The organism is Nocardia sp. NPDC101769 (assembly GCF_044766925.1).
Lineage (GTDB): Bacteria > Actinomycetota > Actinomycetes > Mycobacteriales > Mycobacteriaceae > Nocardia.
Genome location: NZ_JBIWMX010000067.1, coordinates 1 through 17,784, shown reverse-complemented (window position 1 = coordinate 17,784; position 17,784 = coordinate 1). Strand labels below are relative to the sequence as shown.

Sequence of the window (17,784 nt, the reverse complement as noted above, 5' to 3'; positions counted from 1 at the left end):
TCTGAAGGATCACGCGGTGGCCACCCTGCTGTCCGGGGATTGCGACAAGCTCAGCATCCAATGCTGCTGCTACACCACGCTATTGGACGCAACCCGGCAAAAGCTGCAGCAACAGCGGGAAGCGATGAGAACCTCCATGGAGTCCGACCGTGCCAGGTTCGAGCAGGCGGCCGCGCAGAAACAGTCGGATGTCAAGATGAAGGGGCAGGAGCTGCGCACCGCAGTCGACGGCCACTTCGCCACCGTCCGCACCAAGGTCGCAGAGCACCGAGCCGAACATGACCGTCGGAGCGCCGAGCGCTACGCCGAGCACGCCGAGAAGGACGCCTCGGTCGCGGTCGATTTCGCGCTCTACGCACTCGACCAGGCCGACTACCTCATCACCGAGGCTGCCATCGCCCGCGCGGACGCTGACGAGTTCGCGGCCCAGAGCTGACCACGCGGTGACCCGGTGGATACCGGGGCGCCGAGCAGGACAGCCATACGCGATTACAAGGCTGAATGGTAGCTGGGTCCGTCCGTATAGGCCGGACCGGACAGTTCTCCTCGCGACTGGTCCTTCCCCCTGCTTCCTCATACTGGCCGCAAGGCCGCGCAATCCAATGCAACATGACCCAGAACGGCCGCTACGCAGGCAATCTCGTGTAGCAGCTACAGCTCTGATCTTGGTACGGTGCCCGCGTCAAACATGCTGATGCGATCAGTGTGGGCGATTACCCCGAACGAGCCCCGAACCGACGCACGCGGTCCGGGGCTCGATTGGTGTGCGACGCGGCCGATCTAGGATTTGAACGAGTGCAGGCTGGCAAAGCATAGAGTCTGCTCGGCGTCGAACCACTCATCGCCGGCACGCTGCTGCCTGTGGGAGCTACGCCCGAACTCAGCGAACGCCTTGCCAGCCAACGGCTTTCCGAGGGCGGCAACAATTAGGCCGAGTCAGGATAGCGGTGATGCGGCGGCCGGGTCCAGCAGCAGGTCCTCGACGGTGATGATGTCATCGACGTCGAAGCCTTCCATGTCGGCTGCGAAACCCGGACTGGCCATGTAGGCGGTGGCCACCTCAGTGGGGTCTGCTCCTTCCGGGTAGGAGATCAGGGCCAGTAGTCGGTGTGCGTCGGCATCGTGTTGGGTCCAGATCCCGTGGGTGGTAACCCCGAAATCGCGCAGGCTGGGGATGTGGCGGGGCCAGTGCACGGTCGCGTACTGCTCGAGTGCTTCGGCGGTCCGCAGGGTGTAGATCCTGAGTTGATACATGATTGCGATGCCTCTCGGTGATGGGTTGTCGACGGTGGGAACTGGGAGGCCGGTCAGCTGATGAGGCTCACGCACAGCGCGGCGGTGGCCAGCCCCTGCAGGATGGCCCTCGGGACGATGATGCGGTCCCAGCCTCGCTGCAGTGCGCGCGCGTTGGCCGGTGTCTGGTGGTTGTCGGCGGCTGCGGTGAGTGCGCGGTTGATCGGCGCGCTGATGCGCAGGTAGAGCAGTAGCCAGACCGCCAGCAGTGCCAGCGCGGCCCCGGCGGTGGCCGAGGCGATAGGCCGGCCGGCCAGTGCGGCGAGTACGGATGCGGCGGCGGCGCCGATGATGCCCAGGATCCCGGGGACGGGAAGGCGCTGGTCGCCGAAGCGATGCACATTGCCCATGACCGCGGTGAGCGCGTCGTCGTCAACGCGGGCCAGTGCAGGTCGTTGGACGAGCGCGCAGAACACGTCAGTGCCGTAGATCACCGCGGTGCTCAGCACCGCGATGATGGCGGCGAGATGAGCGAGGTGTATCACGGCTGCCCCTCCGATCCGGCACCCAGGGGCGGCAACGCGCCCATCTGCTGGAACAGCTGCATCAGGTTCAGTTCGTCCCAATGCTCGACGAACATGGCGTCCGCGACGCGCCAGATATCGATGGATCGCATCTCCACCGAATTGCCGCTGGCGGGGATGCCCAGGAATTCCCCGGTGTGGGTCCCGCGGTAGACGAAGCGGCCCACCACGCGGTCCCCGGAGATCACCAGGTCCTCCATGGTCGCGCTGAGATCGGGTAGCGCGGTGAAGAACGCGGTCCAGAACTGGCGGTTCGCCTCGCGCCCGTCGGCGACGAAGGGGTTGTGATTGACGTAGTCCTCGGCTACGAACCGGTCCACCAGATCCGGATCATGCGTGTTGAGCATCGCGAGGTAGGTCTCGGCGAGCTGCTGTGCGGGTGTGCCGTCCATGTCGTACCTCCTCGAGTAGTTGGCGCTAGCAACGCTAACCCTCGAAGCGGCCGGAATCAATAGCACCGCTAGTATTGGTATCATCGCTACGATCAGTTCGTGGGGCGAGCTTGCTCACGCGTTCAACAACTTCGCCACCGAAAACCAGGCCCTGTACGACACGATGTCCACCTGCGCCACGCGACTACGATTCGGTGCCGCGGACACCCCGACGCCGTTGACGGCGGCCTTCGCCGAGATACGCGAGGCGGTCGCCGCCGTCATCAGCGGGCCAGACGTCGACACCCTCGCCGAAGTGCTGTGGGGTGGGCCTGTGCATCTGGGGTACCCCCAGCACCACGTTCCGACGTGCGCCGAAAGGTGTGGCTCGCAGCGTAGATGGCGGTGTTGTCGCACCCTCAGGCGGTGCCGACCAGGCTGATGTGGACGGCAAACTCCCCGACGGCGTCTACGGCGTCTTCTTCGACCGGGCGTTCTCACCCCGAAGCAATCCCTCGCCCACTGCGACGTTCGAGGTCACTGAATGTGCGACACGGACGCGGGAGCCGGGTGAAGTATGAGTGGCATGAGCTGGTGCACCTGCGCGCTGAGCACGTCGAGCGATTCTTCGTCCTGCGACAGGTAACCGAGAAGAGCTTGCTGGAACAACCCATCGAGCATGCCGTACGCCGTGTTCGGGGTCAGTGACGGCTCGACCCCGCACAACTGGGCGTATCGGGTCACCACGCGCCAGGTCATCTCCTCGAGGGCGCGATCGATCTGGCCGACTGCTTCGCGCAGGCTCTCCTCGAACATGCTCTGGGACCGCAGGTCGTACCAGAGCCGGTGCATCGGGGCCTCTTCGACGATGGTCTCGCGCAGCTTGTCGGTGAAGGCGACCAGCAGCCCCTCCGGGGAAGTGGCATCGGCGACCACGCGGTCGTAGCGGGTCACACACTTCTGCTTGTAGTACTTCACGCAGTAGACGATCAGCTGAAGCTTGTCGCTGAAGTAGTAGTGCACAACCCCGTGGGAGAACTCGGAGTTGTTCGCGATTTCCCGTAGCGAGGACTTGGCGTAGCCGAGCTCGCCGAGTGTGCGAAGCGCCGACTCTGCCAGTGCGCGACGGCGCACGTCGTGCTTGTCGATCGGATTGGCTCGCGGCATGCGCACAGTCCTCTTCAGTCCAGCGGTACCGACCGATCCTACCCGGGTTCTTGACGAACGGACAAAAGAGTCTTGACAGTCGACATAGAAAGTCTTGACATGTGTCATAAGAACGGGCATGGTGTGAGCGGCATCACCCCAGCAAAGGAGCGCGAATGACCCCCATGGACCTGAACGGACGCACCGCCCTCGTCACCGGCGGCGCACAAGGACTCGGCGAAGCGATGGCCCGCGCGCTCGCCGGCGCCGGCGCGAAAGTCGTCATCGCCGACATCCAGGACGACCTCGGCGCCAAGCTCGCCGAGACGCTCGGTGAGGGCCACAGCTTCGTGCACCTCGATGTCACCGACGACGCGTCCTGGTCCGCGGCGATGGCCTCAGCTGTCGCAACGCACGGCGGCCTGGACATCCTCGTCAACAACGCCGGCGTGGAGATCACCAGCCTGCTCGTCGACCTCGACCCCGACCAGGCACGAAAGATGCTCGACATCAACGTCCTGGGCACCGCGCTCGGTATCAAGCACGCCTTCCGCACCATGCGCCCCGGCGGCGCGGTCGGCAACGGCGGAACCATCATCAACATCGCCTCGGTTGCCGCGACCATCGCGTTCCCGGCGATCTCGATCTACTCGGCCACCAAGTCCGCCATCGACCGACTGACCCGGGTCGCGTCGATGGAGAGCGGCAAGCTCGGTTACGGCGTCCGCGTCAACTGCGTCTACCCCGGCCTGGTGCCCAACCGGATGGGCGCCGGCCTCGCCGCAGACGTCGCACGAATCGGGCTGTTCCCCTCGCCAGAAGAGGCGGTCAACGCCGTGGTCGGGCTCACCCCGTCCGGGCGACTGGCCTCCCCCGAGGACATCGCGGACGCGGTGGTCTTCCTCGCCTCCGACAAATCTGCCTTCGTCAACGGCGCCGGTCTTCCGGTCGACGGTGGCATGGGTATGTGACGCCGACCCGAACAGAGAAGCGAACAGAGAAGAAGGAAGAGATAACCATGACCACCAAACCCGTCGTCGTCTATGGCGCCTCCGGCTACACCGGCCGGCTGGTCTGTGAGTACCTGCGCGAGTTCGGCATTCCGTTTCTCGCCGCCGGGCGCAACAGCGCCAAGATCAAAGCCTCGATGGAATCGAACGTGCCCGGCATCGAAACCGCCGACTACGAGATCGCCGAGGTGTCCCACGATGTGGCTTCGCTGACCGAGCTGTTCCGCGGCGCGTCGGTCGTATGCAACACCGTGGGGCCGTTCAGCACCTACGGTCCGGCGGTGGTGGAAGCCTGCCTCGCGGCCGGAGCGCACTACCTCGACACCACCGGCGAGCAGGACTGGCTGATGACCTGCGACGAGACCTATGGCGCCGAGTTCGCCGCAGCGGGCCTGCTGCTGTCGCCGGGCCTGGCCCAGATGTACACCACCGGCGAGATCGCCGCCGAGCTGTGCCTGGAGAAACCGGGTCTGGACACCCTGGACATCGCGGTGTTCTGGGGCGGTTCCCCGACGATCGCCTCGACCCGCACCATCCTGGTCAACGCCGCGACCTCCCGGGCGCACTACCTGCAGCAGAACACCTATGTCGAGTTCGACCCGGCGCAGGGCCTGGTGCCGCTGGTCGTCCCCGGCCAGCATGAACTCGCGATGTCACTACCGTGGGGCGGCACCTCGCACCCGGTGTGGTACAAGCGTGACCCGCGGGTCGCGAACTGCAAGGCCCAGGGCGGTGTCTTCAACGCGGCATTGATGCACGGCGTACCCCAGATCGTGGCGCAAGCGCTCGAAGCGACCAAGGACATGAGCCCCGAGGCCCGCAACGAGGCGCTCACCGCCACCGCCGCGCAAATAATGAACGAGATGCCGCCGCGGGAGAACCCGCGATTGAACAAGTCACTGGACTCGGTGCACGCCTCCGGGCCTCTGGGACGCGCGCACTGCGTGATCCACGGCAACCAGAACTACAAGCAGACCGGCCTGCTGCAAGCCTTCGCGGCATCCTGGTTGCTGCAGCAGCCGCCGAACAAATCCGGTTTCGCGTCCGGCTGCAAGGCGTTCGGACACCGCCAGCTACTGGGCCAGCTGCGCGCGTTCGGCCTGGTGGCCGAGCCGGTCCTGACCTTCCAAGGCAACTAGATGCGGCTCATCGACTACCTCGACAAGGGGGCGTCGCTGGACCCCGGCGCCCCCTGTCTGGTCTGTGACGGCGAAGTAAGGACCTACGCGCAGGTTCAGCAGCTCAGTGGCCGGATCGCCTCGGCCCTGGCCGCACACGGCATCGCAGCGGGCGACAAGGTCGCGATCTTGTCGGCCAACGATCCGACCGCGTTCACCTGTGTCTTCGGAATCAGCCGCGCCGGAGCTGTCTGGTGCCCCATCAATCCACGCAACGCGGCAGCGGAAAACCGCGCACTTCTCGACCTGTTCGAGTGTTCGCTGCTGCTGTTCCAGGCGGCGTTCGCGCCGCTGGTCGAATCGATCCGCGCCGCGCTGCCGCACCTGCGCACACTGGTGTGCATCGACGGCGAGGTGGAGTGGGCCCTCGGCTGGCAAGAGTTCCTCGCCGCGGGTGGGGATCCGGTCGACCGCCACGCACCCGACGATCTCGCGATGATCGCCGGCACCGGCGGAACGACCGGACACCCCAAGGGAGTGATGCTCACCGGCACCAATATCGAGACGATGACGGCGATCACCCTGATGAGCTACCCCTGGCCGGCAGGCGGGGAGCGGCCGAGCTATCTGGCCCTGGCTCCGCTCACCCACGCCGCCGGGGTGCTCTGCTTCCCGATTCTGTGTCGTGGCGGATCGATCGTCATCATGCGCAGGCCCGACATCGCAGAGTTCCTCGACAACGTCGAAACCCACCGCATCACCCACACCTTCCTCCCGCCGACGCTGATCTACATGGTTTTGGACCATCCGTCACTGGATGGCCGAGACCTGTCGTCGCTGCAATGCTTCTGGTATGGGGCCGCGCCGATGTCTTCGTCGCGGCTGGAAGAGGCATTGACGCGGATCGGGCCGGTGATGGCCCAGCTGTTCGGACAGACCGAAGCGCCGATGATGATCTCCACGATGTCACCGTCGGACCACTTCGCCGACGACGGGTCGATCGCCCGCGACCGTCTGTCTTCGGCCGGACGGCCTGCACCGCTGGTGACAGTCGCCATCATGGGCGAAGACGGGCGGCTGGTTCCTCGCGGCGACCGCGGCGAGATCGTCGTACGTGGCTCACTGGTCATGCGCGGCTACTACAACAACGAAGCAGCCACGCAGGAAGCGTCGGCGCTGGGCTGGCATCACACAGGCGATATCGGTTATCTCGATGAGGACGGATACCTGTTCATCGTCGATCGCGCCAAGGACATGGTGATCACCGGCGGGTTCAATGTGTATTCGACCGAAGTCGAGCAGACACTCATGGCACACCCGGCCGTGGCCGACTGCGCGGTAATCGGGCTACCGGATGAAAAGTGGGGCGAGCGATTGACCGCCGTACTCGAGCTCCGACCGGGCACCTGCGTGGATACGGCCGAACTGACGACCTTCGTCAAAGCGCGCATCGGCAGCGTGAAAACACCCAAGCAGGTCGAAATCTGGAAGGACCTACCGCGCTCCAAGATCGGCAAGGTGCTCAAGACAGAGATCAAAAAGCAACTGCTCGAACCGGACGGCGGAAGCGACGGGCCGCACAAGGCCGAAACCTGATGGCGGCGTGTCGCCCGGACCGCGCTCAGCCCGCGTCGGTGATTCGAATGGCGGCGTGTCAGTTTGGGGACGCCCCAGGCCGACAGCCGTTCGGAAAAGGCTGTTGCGCGGCATCGCCGCTGATGTACAGATACCTGTCTTGCCGATCACGCCCTCGATGTTGTGCTCGGCGGCGACGGCCAGCATCCGCGAGACCGGGATATCGCGGTAGGACGGTGATAGCAGGACCGGGCCATGGGGCAAGCCGAGGCGGTCTAGGTGCTCGCGGCGTTCGAGATAGGTCAGCGTGCGCAGGTCACGGCCGCCGAAGCCGAGCAGGTCGAACACGTACAGGCAGGCCGGCAGCGGCGTAGATCAGCGACTGGCTCGGTCTGCTCACGCCCAGGCGGCGTCCGATACGGGAGAACCGTGGCACCCCGCCGCGGTCAGATGCCACGAGCTCACCGTCGAGGGTCATCTCCCGCCCCGCCGCCAGCGACACCAAGGCGTGGGAGATCTCGGGGAAGGCCGCGTTGAGGGGGTTGCCGTTACGGCTGATCATGTTGCACACGCCTTCGGAAATCCATGCCAGGCAGCCGATTCCGTCGTACTTCCATTCGTCGGCGTACCGGGTACCGAACGGTCGCATTACCGTGATGCTCCGAAATCCCGCACCCTGGTGGAATTCGTCGTAGGGTCCGTGCTGGGAACTACCGTTGCGTGCCGATCGAGCCAGTTCTGGTCATGTGGGTGTGGGCGGCTCGGCGGCGTGATGCATGACGGCATGCCACCACGATTCGAGCCGACTCGGCTCCGGCCAACGCACCACTGGCACATCGTCATCGGAACCGCTGGTGATGGTGGGTGGGGTCGCATGCCGCTTTCCCGCCCGGCGAGCGAGCCTGTCACCGCGTTGTTCGCGTGGGGTTGCTGTCATGGCGCACCTCCGAATCTCTGCCCGACGCCCGGTCTCACCGGGGCGAGCTGGATTCTCAGCTCGCGGCGGCGGTGTACGCCGAGGTCGACCGCGCGCGAGGAATGCCACGAAGGCCCAAGGGCAATGCCGAGGGGTCTGTGCCACCGCAGAGGGGGGCCGACCTGCGCCATGGTAGGCATTCAAGGTCAACGGCAGGCTACGTACGAGCCAATTCCCGGGGTCTGCACCCCGACGGAGATCCGGTCTCCGAGCGAGTTACCCCGGATGGGACTACACCACCGCAAGTAACCATCGCGAGAATCAGTGATGTCCGGTGGGTAAATCGTTGGCGGCACGGAGACGAAAACCCCAGCAAATGTGAAGTTCCGCCACATCCGTCACGGAATTCTGGCCCTGGGGATCGGGTGGGGATACGTTCGGGTTACGTCGACGCGCAGGACACGGTTCGAGGCGGGGGCTGAACAGCTTCGTTGATTTCGCGAGACGGTCACATCCGAAAGGGGTGGGGATCCCGTCGAGCGGAGGACCACCAATGAACAGCTTCCCGACATCGGCTACCAGGATCAGCCGTCCGCGCCCTCGACCAGATGAGCACCCACCCCCGCCGGCGACGATCCTGGTGGTCGAGAGCAATCCGGCCACAGCCGAGATACTGGTACTCGTGCTGGCCACGGCGGGTTATCAGGCCATTTCGACGGCAACCGGTCAGCGGGCGCTGAGCACCCAAGCAAAGCTGACACCGGATCTGGTCCTGGTCGGCCCGTCACCGGACCGATATGCACCCCGCTCAGCTGTGTCGTGCGCTGCGAGCGCGCACCGGCGCCCCGATCCTGGTCCTGAGCAGCGACATCGCCACGGGAGCCATTGAACCGGTCCTGGCCGGCGGCGCGTGGGAATGCCTGCTGATCCCGATCTCAGCCCACGACCTGCTGACTCACATCACCGCCCTGCTGCGCTCCTCCCACGGCCGGAAGCAGGTCGCGATCGCCGTCTGACTCCGCGACGCGGCCGACGCCGAGGGCACACGTACCGCGAGGTCGTCGACGACGGGCTCCTGCGTCACCCTCATTCCGAGGAATCCGCACCGACCGCGAACCCGCCACCCTCTCGTCGAGCGGAGAGCAGAACGATGTGCGCCGACTACGAACGTCGCGATACCCGCCACTTGGCTGGGGTGATCGGCCCGGTGGACTACACCGGTTCCACCGGCTACCGACCTCCGCCATGGTTGTATCGGCGGCTGCAACCCATTGCCGCGGCACTCACCTCGGTGGGCATGAGTACGGAATATGCTGTCGTTCTGGAGGTTCCGGGACGGCGTTCCGGAATCATCCGGCGCACCAACCTGGTTCGTATCGAATACGGCGGACGGCACTACCTGGTATCGCTGGCCGGAGAATCCGAGTGGGTACGCAACACCCGCGCAGCGGCCGGACATGTGGTAGTTGGGCGTCGTGAACGCCGTAGCGCCACTCTCACCGAAATCCCGGCCACCGAACGGCCGCAAGTAATTCGCGCCTACCTCACCCGCGCCGGCCGCAAGGCACGCTCGTGGAGCAAGGCGAGTGAGGCGCGGCGCTACTTCGGCGTCAGCACTGAACCCTCGGCCGAGGACCTTGCCCGAATTTCGAGACGCTACCCAGTGTTCCGAATCGACTACCAGGCCCCGCGCAGCGGCACATGACCTCGGCCATTGGGATTCGATTGGTTGCGTGGCTGCTGAAGCTGAGATACTTCCCTGATCCCGTCTCCCGTTGACGACGAGGACGGGGGAATCATGCTCTTGTGCTATGAAGGTCGGTGATGAGGACGGGCAGATCGGTGAGCTTGTTGCCCGTCTGGGCGGCAAGTATCCCCAACTCACCGGCGAAGCGGTCAAAACCGCCGTCGGCGAGGCGCATCGGCGTTTCGTCGGCCGCCCGGTCCGCGACTTCGTGCCACTGCTGGTGGAGCGCATCGCCGAGCGGGCACTGGCCACCAGCCGCTGACTGCCCGGCCCGCCGATGAGCGAGGATCCCGAAACAGCACAGGCCCGGATATTTCTCGCGGAACTGGAAAAACACGCACAGATCGTGGCCCGTCGGCGCGCCGCAGCGGCAGCGGGCAGCCATGACGCGTTGACCGCGGAACTGAGCCACATCCGCCGCCAGATCGACAAGATCTGGCGGAGGTTCCCCCAGCTGCGACCCGAACACCCCTGACCGGACCCGCCCGCCGTGCTCAGCCGCTCGTCAGCAACCTGCTACAAGAAACTCGCGACATCGACCATGTGAGACACGGCCTCAACCGCATCCCGGTCATGGACCCGCCCGGCCTCCGGGAGGGATGGACCGGGCGGGGTTGTGGATTCCACAGATGGTCACCGCAGGACCGGGGGTGACCGCAGACCATCGTAGGTATCTCCACCTCGACCAGGACCGCCACCACGCCGATGTAACCGGACCTTCGTGTTCGGGAAACGATCGCTCACTTCCGCGGAGGTGGCGAGTGCGGTGCCGCACGACGGCAGCGGTGGATTCGGTCGCTGTTATGGGGCCGGGTCGGGATCGGTCGGTGTGGCGTCGTCGGGTGATGACGCGACCCGAGGCGTGGGTCGTCGGTGGGTACGCAGGCACTGGACCGTGTAGACGAGGGCGCTGGTAATGAGCAGGCTCGCGCAGAGCAGCAGCCAACGGGCCAGAAACGGCTGCTGGGTTGCACCGGTTGCCATGTGATACGTGACCGCGCCCTGCCTGATAATGCCGGGGAAGAACAGCAGGAACGACAGCCCAATTGCCAACAGCGGCACTCGGATGTAGTTCAACGGTGACACACGTAGCCGGATCAGGCCGGTTACTGAGGCAAGGATTCGGTCGGCCAGAGCGTAAGCGGGAAACAGTATCAGGTCGTGCGTGATGATGGCCGCGGCGAACCACACTCCGATCGCCTGCCACCAGACATCGTGGTTCCACAGCGTGTCGAACCCGAGGACCCAGATGATGTAGCCCGCCAGCGCGAATGATGCCAAGACCACCAGCAGATGCCACGGGCTGTCACCGTAGATGTGCTTCCACCAGCAGCTCAACCTTTCCATGGCCAGCTCATGCCTTCCGGAACTCGATCGAGGAGACCCACTTCGTGTTGTGCACGCCTGGCAGGGCGGGCACGATGATCCGGGCCGGATAGCCGTGGTCGAGTGAGAGGTCCGTGCCGTTGACGCGCAGTGCCAACAACGCATCGGGGTTGAGCACCTGGTTGGCCTGCAACCTCGCCTGACCGAACGGCCCCCCGCGTTCGATCGAGGTCACCATCGCCGAAACAGGCTGTTCCACGCCGGCGTGGCGGGCCAGGTCGGCCAGCCGCACCCCGGTCCAGGTTTGCGTGGTGGACCATCCCTCGACGCAGGCGATGGGTAGTTGCGCGCTGTGTTGGGTCATCGCCAGCAAGGTCGCGCGGTCCATGCGCACCGGAGCCTGCCCGCCCATCAAGGTCAGTGTCCAGGCGTCGCCGACATCGGTGGTCATGATCCGCGCCGCGGCGGCCGTGCGGTTGATCTGAAAGTCGGCGGGGCTGGTCTCGGTGCGGCCGCGTGGCAGCAGGAACGCCGCGCGGCGGGTGAAGCCGCCGACGGTCTGGCCCGCGGTGAGGACGACGACGAACGCCACACCAGCGCCGACCAACGCCAACGCGCCGCGGCGGCTTATGGTCGGCTCCGTGGGATCGGTGGCCACCAAGCCGTCGGCATCGCGCGGTTCGGGCCTGGTGTCGGCGCGGGACGTGCGCAGCACCGTCCGCATCGACCGGGAGCGCAGCGCGGTGATCATGCGTGGCAGTTTGATGGCCACGTGCGCGACGAATCCGGCGATGAACACCCACGCGCCGAAATAGTGGGCGGTGTAGAAGGAGAACCCGAAGATGTAGTCGTATTGGATGTTCAGGACGCCGGTGGCTATCTCGAACAGCACGCCGCCGACCAACATCACCAGCGAGATCCGCTCGACCGCGTTGGCCAGCGACCGGACCGGTGGCCAGGCGAACAACCGCGGTATCACCGACCACAGCTTGGCCGCCACCACCGGCACGAGCGCGAGCCCCAACCCGACATGCAGTCCCTGGGTGAGCCGATACAGCCACGATGGACGACTGGGCCAGTCGAAGCTGGGCAGCTCGAGCCACCCGACATCGGCCGGGATCGCCTGGCCGAACTGCGGTCCGTAGGCGCTGTAGGACAGCAAGCCGGTGACGGCGACTATCGGTAGGCAGACCAGCAGCACGCAACCGAACACCGAGGTCAACCACGGACCTCGCAGCGGACTACGCCACCGCGGCTGCGGCAGCGACAACCTGCGCTCGAGCATCATCACTCCCTCCTCCTGCGCGCCCGAACCATGCGCATCCGCAGCAACGGCAGGCTTGGTGTTCGAAGCTGACGGCGTCGTATCGAAAGGCGCCACGTCCGCGTAGTCGCGGGACCGATCACACGAGATGGCAACCGAATTCGACCGCGACATCCAGGCCTACGACACGGTCGTGTCGAGCGAACAAACCCTCAATCCGAAAGGTGACGACGCCGAACTACTGTTCGAGCGGGTCTTGGGGGCCTGCGCTGGCCCACCGAGGCCGGACTACCCACACTGACCAGGTCTTACGAGAACTTCGTTGTTTCCTGCACCATTGCGGTCCGCAATGCCGACTACGTGCAAGGTCGGAAGACGTGGAATGCGGGGAGCTCCCCCACGGGGACCACGTCATCTGCCGGTGTCGACTCTCTCGGTACCGCCGGGCGATGAACCGTGCAGTTCACGACCAGGGTGGCAGCATGTCATGTGGTGCCGAAAAACTGCTGGGCAGTGGCTTTGCGGAACTGTTCTTCGCCGAGGCGGAGTCGAGTTTCGTAGGTGGCTTTGGCGTCGGCCCCGGCGAGGTAGCGCAGCTGATCGGTGCCGTCGGTGGCGGCCTGGTACACCACTTCGGCGATCTGTTCGGGTTCGGAGTACTGCTGCATCTGGTGTTCGTCGGTGATCGCGCCCATCACCCGGTCCAGCAGATCGCGGTAGGCGGGGTGGTTTCCGACATCGAGGGAGCGGGAGAAGAAGTCGGTCTTCATTCCGCCGGGCTCGACAATCTTCATCCCGATGCCAACCTGGCTGAGCTCGAATGCCATGCACTCACTCCAGCCCTCCAGGCCCCACTTCGTGGCGTGGTACATCGCGTTGAGCGGCACCGTGATCAGGCCGCCGATCGACGTTGTGTTGATGAACAGCCCTCCGCTGTTCTGCCGGAAGTGAGGGATGAAGGCTTTGGTGACCCGGATGGGACCCAGCAGATTGGTCTGGATGCTTCGTTCGATCTGCGCGTCGGACAACCCTTCGAGCGGACCGGAGATCCCGTAGCCGGCATTGTTGAAGACCACATCCACGGGGCCGGCAGCGGTCGCCCGGGCCACGGCGGAGGTGATCTGCGCCGGATCGGTCACATCGAGCGGGAGCAGTTCGACGCCGGTCAGGCCAGCCATATCGGTTTTCGCTTCGGGTCGCCGCATGGTGGCCAACACACGCCATCCCCGCGAAGCGAACAGTTTCGTCGTGGCGTTACCAAGACCGGATGACGCGCCAGTAATGAAGATCGTTTTCTTCGACTGGGTGGTCATGATGAACCTTCCCTGTGCTGGTGGTTCTCACTTGGACCGATCATCATCATTCGCCGTCCAGGTGCGGGAGAGTCCAAGCCCTGGGCAAGTCGTTTGACTCTCCCCCGGCCAGCGGGAGGTCCAAGACCCGCGCGCCTACACTAGCCGCAAACCCGCCCTCACCCCGCCAGCTGTGCCAGCGCGCCGCAGCCAGCGAGAAGGAAGCGGCCCCGGACCGGAAGTTCGGGATAAGCCGCGAAACCATCTACACCTACCTGCACGCAGGCGAGGCGGCGCCGGCGGTGGTCGATCAGTAGTGGGCCGGACTACATGGCCCGATATCCGGGCCATCACGCGCATATCCAGGCTGTTGAATTGTCCGGGTGACGGTCTGTGCAGCCGACCGCGTCGGGTCACCAGCCGGGCGCGGCATCGACCTGGCCGTTGGCGATGGCGGCGACCAGGTCGGCGCGGTCGGCGCGGGTTTGTCTCGCGTATGCGCGTGCGAATTCCCCGATTCCGCGGGCAAAGGCATGGCCCCTACCGATATAGGCGGTGATGGCCACCTCGCGTAAGAACCGGCGAATTCGGTCAGGTAGGGCGCGATCCGGCGACCATCCGGGGGGATCTTCATGTCGCGGAGGCGCGCACACTGTCGACGTGGACGGTCCACACCTGATCATGCAGACCAACCCGGATGCCGTCACCACTCTGATCGAACAGGCCGCCATCGCGACCTGCCAATAGCACCAGGCAATACCCAAATGGGCTCCGCACCAGTGGAATTCGGTGCGAGGTGCCCGTCTCTCGGTAGAAGATGGAAACACATCGACACAGGAGGTTTGCCATGTCCGAACCGACGAAACCCACGGTGGTACTAGTACACGGCGCATTCGCCGACGCATCGGGGTTCGCGGGTGTCATCCAGGAACTGTCGGCATCCGGGTTCGCAGTGATCGCACCCCCGAACCCACTACGAGGGCTCGGGCACGATGCGGGCGTGGTGCGGTCGGTGGTGGAGGGGATCGGCGGCCCAGTTGTGCTGGTAGGCCACTCCTATGGCGGCGCGGTGATCACGCAGGCGTCGACCGGCCTGGACAATATCACTGCCCTGGTATACCTGGCTGCCTTCAGCCTGGACGTCGGCGAAAGCTGCGCCGAGGTCCAGCAACCCTTCACACCGTCATTGCTCGCAGAAACCGTACGCCCGACGACTTACGACGCACCGGGAGCAGCAGGCGGCCCAGACCTGTATATCGACACGGATCGATTCCGCGAGACCTTCTGCGCGGATGTCCCGGTCCACCTGGCACAGGTGATGGGCGCCAGTCAACGGCCACTCGCGGCGGCCGCGTTCACCGAACAGGCCACCAGCGCCGGTTGGAAGCAGATCCCGTCCTGGTACCAGGTCGCCCGGCACGACAACGCCATCAACCCCGAAGCGCAGCGCTTCATGGCAAAGCGGATGGGCTCCAACATCGAGGAGATCGACGGCTCACACACCGTGTTCATCAGCCAGCCGGTCCGCACGGCCGCACTCATCACGACCGCCGCTGAATCCGGTCGCAGCTGAACCGGCTCCAGGCAGCGGAGACGAGTTTCTCTGCCTGGAAGTAGTCACAGCTACAACGGTTTCCGCGCCCCGGGCCGCCGACCCGGGGCCACTTCCATCCCCGGGTCACACATCTTCGCATTCCGGGCCGGTCATGGTTGCGGTGCTGGGGTGTATCCCAAACAGACGCGATGTCATCCGAATCGAGGTGCATGTACCTGAACCACGTCCGGCCGACAGACAGGGAAAACCGCAAGCCCCATTCTCGATAGATCGCACAGAGTGGGGCCAAGCGGTTGGTTCCGCTGACGGTGGCCCTCATTTGCTGACCAGCGGCTGAGTGCGGCGGGCGGACGCGATTACGTCACGTGTGTTCGGGTCGCAGCTGAAGGAGTCTCCGCACGGCGATGCCCTTGGGTGGAGTTCCGAGGGCATCGCGAAAACGGTTGTTGCTGTTCCTAATTTCTTGCCGGGGCTGCCGCCCTTCGGCGTTGGTCGCCGACCCTGGGCCTGCTGGTGAGGACCGACCTGTGTATAGGATGGAGCGCCCACAGATCGGTTGCTAAATATTTGCCAGTTGATCGGAATGCGGGGACTGCCAGAGGAGCTCTCGCGATGGCAACGGTGCTCTTTATCGTCAGTGGTGCCAGTTACTGGGTGGTGAAGGATGGCTCCCGATACGCGACCGGATACTGGGCCGAGCGCGCGGGTGGTGCGAGTTCTCCCCGGCCGCCGCAGGATCGGCACCTCCTGGTCGGTGGCCGATGGGCGGCCGGTATCGCGTGGCACGGTGCTCGGGTGCGCTTCGAGTGCCAGCGCATAGCGCAGGTCGGCGTCGTCGGGGCGTAGCCGCGGCCAGTGGCGGAAGGCGGAAGCGTTGGCCAGCCAGGTGAGGTTGTACGAATGGCGGGCGGGCAGCAGGATTCTGCAGGCGTCGGCCGAAGAAGCGCGCACGGTGCGACCGTAAGCGCCCGTGCTGTCGATGAGCAGCCCCTTCGTCTGCGGGTCGGTGAGCTGGAGATATGTGCGGGCGGCGAGCAATAACGGCCGGGCGAGGGTGGGCACCACGAAGACGCGGTGGCCTTGTGGCCCGCTGGCGATCCAGGAGCCGTCGGCGGCCATGTGGTCGCCACGCAGGGCCGTCAGCTCACCGGGTAGTGCACCGGTGAACACGGTGACCGCCAAGGCTGCGGCGCGGACCGAGCTCGCCAGCCCGGCCCGGATCCGAGCGGCCAACTCAGCGGTGAACGGGATCGTGGTCAGCCCTGGACCCACCGCGCACGGCAGGTTGCGTAGCTCCAGGTACCAGCCGTGCAGCCAGAACGCGGCTTGTGCGCCGCGTAGCCGGGTGATCGTGTAGTTCGGTCCGGGGCTGTCGGCAATCAGCACGCCCAGGATCCGGCGCAGCCGTTGCAGGTCGGTCCAGCGGGGAGAATCTTCGCCGGGGGCAACGTGTTCGGCGAGGAAGTCGTGGACTGGGCCGTGGGGACGGCGGCGGCGCAGTCGGCCGAGGTGGGGGCCGTCGTCGCCGAGATCGGCGCGTTCGCGCCAGGCCGGCTCGATGTAGTGCTCGTGGTGCTCGGCTGAGACGCCTTCGTATTCGGCAAGAGCGCGGCACACGGTGTCCATGCTGTGGATGTACACGGTGTCGATGCGCTGGAACTGCCGGTGCTCGAGGCTCCGCGCAGCCTCCTGACGACACGCCGAAGCGTGAGCAATCCCGCGACGACGTGGATACGCTCGAATGCGTCGCCGAAAGGGGTTGGGACATGAGCACATTCGAGTCCGACTTGCTCGGGTTGTGGGACCGGCTACGCGCGGTCCACCCGACGTGCTCGCCCAGTACCAGCAGATCCGATCCGAGGTCGTCGCGCTGTTGCCCGCCGTCGAAGCACTCGACCGCAACAACGCCGACGACTACCCGGTCATCATGCTGTACGGCTACCTCGATGCCGCCAGCCGCGCCACCATCGACGACGAGATGCGGGCGATGCTGGAAACCTACGCCGATCTCGAAGCCCGGCTGGTGGCGGCCTGCGACCAGTTCCGCAGCGCACGATGCCTCGACGACTACACCCAGGTGTCGGCGATCGCCCTGCTCAGCGTCCGCGAACGCGCCCAATCCCTCGAAGCCGACTCGACGCAGCGATGGGTGCTCAATCGCCTGTACGCCTACGTCTCCAACCTGTGCGATCGGGAACGTGGCAAGGCGATGCAACTCTCGCTCAACTCACCGAAGAACCGCCGCAAGGCCATCGACCACAGTATCCATCCGTCGCCCGGGATCCACCGGGCCCGATCGATGAACCGCGACCACGGAACCGATCTGGGCCGGTAGACGCCTGACCCCCGATAGGGTGCTCACGTGAGCGATCGCCGCGATCCGGAGCCCCAGCCGTCGCTCCCTGTCGACGATGACCAGTTGATCATCCGACGCCGCCGGGGCAGTCGCACGAAGGCAGCGACGTCCATCCGTTACGAGATCTCTTCGGAGGCATACCATCTCGACGGCACGGTCGAGATCGAAGCCAGTCCGGCCGTGTGGACTCTCGCTCAGGTCAAGTCCCGGGGAGTGGTGTAGCTGGGGTGGTCACCGCGTGATCCGAAATATCGGTCAGGCGGTGAGTTCTGCTGGTGCGGTCTCCTCCTG

The 17,784-nt window shown here is 65.4% G+C and carries 21 protein-coding genes; 10 read left to right on the top strand and 11 right to left on the bottom strand.

All coding sequences use genetic code 11. The features are described from left to right. Positions 1-436: hypothetical protein (locus tag ACIRRA_RS43905; RefSeq protein WP_402781395.1), on the top strand; the 436-nt coding region annotated here is incomplete at its 5' end. 500 nt (positions 437-936) lie between these two features. On the opposite strand, the gene ACIRRA_RS43900 is transcribed toward ACIRRA_RS43905, so the two are convergent. From ACIRRA_RS43900 to ACIRRA_RS43885, 4 genes are all read right to left on the bottom strand, one after another. After that, a complete protein-coding gene (locus tag ACIRRA_RS43900; protein ID WP_402781392.1) occupies positions 937-1,254 on the bottom strand; it encodes an NIPSNAP family protein in 318 nt (105 codons plus the stop codon). 53 nt (positions 1,255-1,307) lie between these two features. Next, a complete protein-coding gene (locus ACIRRA_RS43895; protein ID WP_402781389.1) occupies positions 1,308-1,778 on the bottom strand; it encodes a DUF1772 domain-containing protein in 471 nt (156 codons plus the stop codon). Further along, positions 1,775-2,209: an ester cyclase gene (locus ACIRRA_RS43890; protein WP_402781386.1), complete on the bottom strand. Its 435-nt coding sequence runs from the start codon at positions 2,207-2,209 to the stop codon at positions 1,775-1,777. Before ACIRRA_RS43890 ends, ACIRRA_RS43895 begins: the two co-directional genes overlap by 4 nt. Before the next feature lie 516 nt (positions 2,210-2,725). Beyond that, the gene (locus ACIRRA_RS43885) at positions 2,726-3,355 is read right to left on the bottom strand and encodes a TetR/AcrR family transcriptional regulator (RefSeq protein WP_402781383.1); all 630 of its coding nucleotides are present in this window, start codon (positions 3,353-3,355) and stop codon (positions 2,726-2,728) included. Positions 3,356-3,510: 155 nt separating this feature from the next. On the opposite strand from ACIRRA_RS43885, the gene ACIRRA_RS43880 reads away from it, so the two are divergent. The 3 genes from ACIRRA_RS43880 to ACIRRA_RS43870 are packed head-to-tail and all read left to right on the top strand — an operon-like array spanning position 3,511 to position 7,058. Then, complete coding sequence (locus tag ACIRRA_RS43880; protein ID WP_402781381.1) at positions 3,511-4,305, top strand: SDR family NAD(P)-dependent oxidoreductase; 795 nt, start codon at positions 3,511-3,513, stop codon at positions 4,303-4,305. A gap of 47 nt (positions 4,306-4,352) precedes the next feature. Further along, complete coding sequence (locus ACIRRA_RS43875; RefSeq protein ID WP_402781378.1) at positions 4,353-5,483, top strand: DUF5938 domain-containing protein; 1,131 nt, start codon at positions 4,353-4,355, stop codon at positions 5,481-5,483. Then, positions 5,484-7,058 (top strand): long-chain fatty acid--CoA ligase, encoded by a 1,575-nt coding sequence (locus ACIRRA_RS43870; RefSeq protein WP_402781375.1) that lies wholly within the window; start codon positions 5,484-5,486, stop codon positions 7,056-7,058. Here the strand turns inward: ACIRRA_RS43870 and ACIRRA_RS43865 are convergent. After that, the gene (locus ACIRRA_RS43865; protein WP_402781372.1) at positions 6,957-7,385 is read right to left on the bottom strand and encodes a hypothetical protein; all 429 of its coding nucleotides are present in this window, start codon (positions 7,383-7,385) and stop codon (positions 6,957-6,959) included. The two genes, ACIRRA_RS43870 and ACIRRA_RS43865, sit on opposite strands and share 102 nt — an antisense overlap. After that, entirely contained in the window at positions 7,354-7,686 is a 333-nt protein-coding gene (locus ACIRRA_RS43860; RefSeq protein WP_402781369.1) for a hypothetical protein, read from the bottom strand. The genes ACIRRA_RS43865 and ACIRRA_RS43860 overlap by 32 nt, the downstream gene beginning before the upstream one ends. Positions 7,687-8,750: 1,064 nt before the next feature. Here ACIRRA_RS43860 and ACIRRA_RS43855 point away from each other — a divergent pair. From ACIRRA_RS43855 to ACIRRA_RS43840, 4 genes are all read left to right on the top strand, one after another. Beyond that, on the top strand, positions 8,751-8,969 hold the full coding sequence (locus tag ACIRRA_RS43855) for a hypothetical protein (RefSeq protein WP_402781366.1): 219 nt from the start codon (positions 8,751-8,753) through the stop codon (positions 8,967-8,969). Positions 8,970-9,103: 134 nt separating this feature from the next. Continuing rightward, positions 9,104-9,658 (top strand): nitroreductase/quinone reductase family protein, encoded by a 555-nt coding sequence (locus tag ACIRRA_RS43850; protein WP_402781363.1) that lies wholly within the window; start codon positions 9,104-9,106, stop codon positions 9,656-9,658. 106 nt (positions 9,659-9,764) lie between these two features. After that, positions 9,765-9,962, top strand: a complete 198-nt coding sequence (locus tag ACIRRA_RS43845) for a three-helix bundle dimerization domain-containing protein (protein WP_402781360.1) — start codon at positions 9,765-9,767, stop codon at positions 9,960-9,962. Between the two features lie 15 nt (positions 9,963-9,977). Continuing rightward, positions 9,978-10,175 carry a hypothetical protein gene (locus ACIRRA_RS43840; protein ID WP_402781358.1) on the top strand — a complete coding sequence of 66 codons (198 nt, stop codon included), beginning with the start codon at positions 9,978-9,980 and terminating at the stop codon, positions 10,173-10,175. Between the two features lie 326 nt (positions 10,176-10,501). On the opposite strand, the gene ACIRRA_RS43835 is transcribed toward ACIRRA_RS43840, so the two are convergent. The 4 genes from ACIRRA_RS43835 to ACIRRA_RS43820 all read right to left on the bottom strand — a co-directional run bounded on the left by ACIRRA_RS43835 (position 10,502) and on the right by ACIRRA_RS43820 (position 14,148). After that, complete coding sequence (locus tag ACIRRA_RS43835; protein ID WP_402781356.1) at positions 10,502-11,047, bottom strand: hypothetical protein; 546 nt, start codon at positions 11,045-11,047, stop codon at positions 10,502-10,504. 7 nt (positions 11,048-11,054) lie between these two features. Continuing rightward, entirely contained in the window at positions 11,055-12,314 is a 1,260-nt protein-coding gene (locus ACIRRA_RS43830; RefSeq protein ID WP_402781354.1) for a molybdopterin-dependent oxidoreductase, read from the bottom strand. 461 nt (positions 12,315-12,775) lie between these two features. Next, positions 12,776-13,603 carry an SDR family oxidoreductase gene (locus ACIRRA_RS43825; RefSeq protein WP_402781351.1) on the bottom strand — a complete coding sequence of 276 codons (828 nt, stop codon included), beginning with the start codon at positions 13,601-13,603 and terminating at the stop codon, positions 12,776-12,778. 392 nt (positions 13,604-13,995) lie between these two features. Then, a complete protein-coding gene (locus ACIRRA_RS43820) occupies positions 13,996-14,148 on the bottom strand; it encodes a hypothetical protein (protein ID WP_402781348.1) in 153 nt (50 codons plus the stop codon). A 251-nt stretch (positions 14,149-14,399) separates the two neighbouring features. Here ACIRRA_RS43820 and ACIRRA_RS43815 point away from each other — a divergent pair, with 251 nt between their 5' ends. After that, positions 14,400-15,155 carry an alpha/beta hydrolase gene (locus ACIRRA_RS43815; RefSeq protein ID WP_402781345.1) on the top strand — a complete coding sequence of 252 codons (756 nt, stop codon included), beginning with the start codon at positions 14,400-14,402 and terminating at the stop codon, positions 15,153-15,155. 297 nt (positions 15,156-15,452) lie between these two features. Here ACIRRA_RS43815 and ACIRRA_RS43810 read toward each other — a convergent pair whose 3' ends face one another. Next, on the bottom strand, positions 15,453-16,763 hold the full coding sequence (locus tag ACIRRA_RS43810; RefSeq protein ID WP_402781342.1) for a hypothetical protein: 1,311 nt from the start codon (positions 16,761-16,763) through the stop codon (positions 15,453-15,455). A 172-nt stretch (positions 16,764-16,935) separates the two neighbouring features. Here ACIRRA_RS43810 and ACIRRA_RS43805 point away from each other — a divergent pair, with 172 nt between their 5' ends. Then, positions 16,936-17,472, top strand: a complete 537-nt coding sequence (locus ACIRRA_RS43805) for a hypothetical protein (RefSeq protein ID WP_402781340.1) — start codon at positions 16,936-16,938, stop codon at positions 17,470-17,472. Positions 17,473-17,784 lie beyond the last annotated feature (312 nt).

Coding starts and splice junctions, on each gene's coding strand:
- ACIRRA_RS43855 (WP_402781366.1), top strand. CDS start 8,751: ATGCACCCCGCTCAGCTGTGTCGTGCGCTGCGAGCGCGCACCGGCGCC.
- ACIRRA_RS43900 (WP_402781392.1), bottom strand. CDS start 1,254: ATGTATCAACTCAGGATCTACACCCTGCGGACCGCCGAAGCACTCGAG.
- ACIRRA_RS43885 (WP_402781383.1), bottom strand. CDS start 3,355: ATGCCGCGAGCCAATCCGATCGACAAGCACGACGTGCGCCGTCGCGCA.
- ACIRRA_RS43840 (WP_402781358.1), top strand. CDS start 9,978: ATGAGCGAGGATCCCGAAACAGCACAGGCCCGGATATTTCTCGCGGAA.
- ACIRRA_RS43880 (WP_402781381.1), top strand. CDS start 3,511: ATGACCCCCATGGACCTGAACGGACGCACCGCCCTCGTCACCGGCGGC.
- ACIRRA_RS43870 (WP_402781375.1), top strand. CDS start 5,484: ATGCGGCTCATCGACTACCTCGACAAGGGGGCGTCGCTGGACCCCGGC.
- ACIRRA_RS43850 (WP_402781363.1), top strand. CDS start 9,104: ATGTGCGCCGACTACGAACGTCGCGATACCCGCCACTTGGCTGGGGTG.
- ACIRRA_RS43825 (WP_402781351.1), bottom strand. CDS start 13,603: ATGACCACCCAGTCGAAGAAAACGATCTTCATTACTGGCGCGTCATCC.
- ACIRRA_RS43875 (WP_402781378.1), top strand. CDS start 4,353: ATGACCACCAAACCCGTCGTCGTCTATGGCGCCTCCGGCTACACCGGC.
- ACIRRA_RS43815 (WP_402781345.1), top strand. CDS start 14,400: ATGGAAACACATCGACACAGGAGGTTTGCCATGTCCGAACCGACGAAA.
- ACIRRA_RS43845 (WP_402781360.1), top strand. CDS start 9,765: ATGAAGGTCGGTGATGAGGACGGGCAGATCGGTGAGCTTGTTGCCCGT.
- ACIRRA_RS43830 (WP_402781354.1), bottom strand. CDS start 12,314: ATGATGCTCGAGCGCAGGTTGTCGCTGCCGCAGCCGCGGTGGCGTAGT.
- ACIRRA_RS43890 (WP_402781386.1), bottom strand. CDS start 2,209: ATGGACGGCACACCCGCACAGCAGCTCGCCGAGACCTACCTCGCGATG.
- ACIRRA_RS43810 (WP_402781342.1), bottom strand. CDS start 16,763: ATGGACACCGTGTGCCGCGCTCTTGCCGAATACGAAGGCGTCTCAGCC.
- ACIRRA_RS43860 (WP_402781369.1), bottom strand. CDS start 7,686: ATGCGACCGTTCGGTACCCGGTACGCCGACGAATGGAAGTACGACGGA.
- ACIRRA_RS43835 (WP_402781356.1), bottom strand. CDS start 11,047: ATGGAAAGGTTGAGCTGCTGGTGGAAGCACATCTACGGTGACAGCCCG.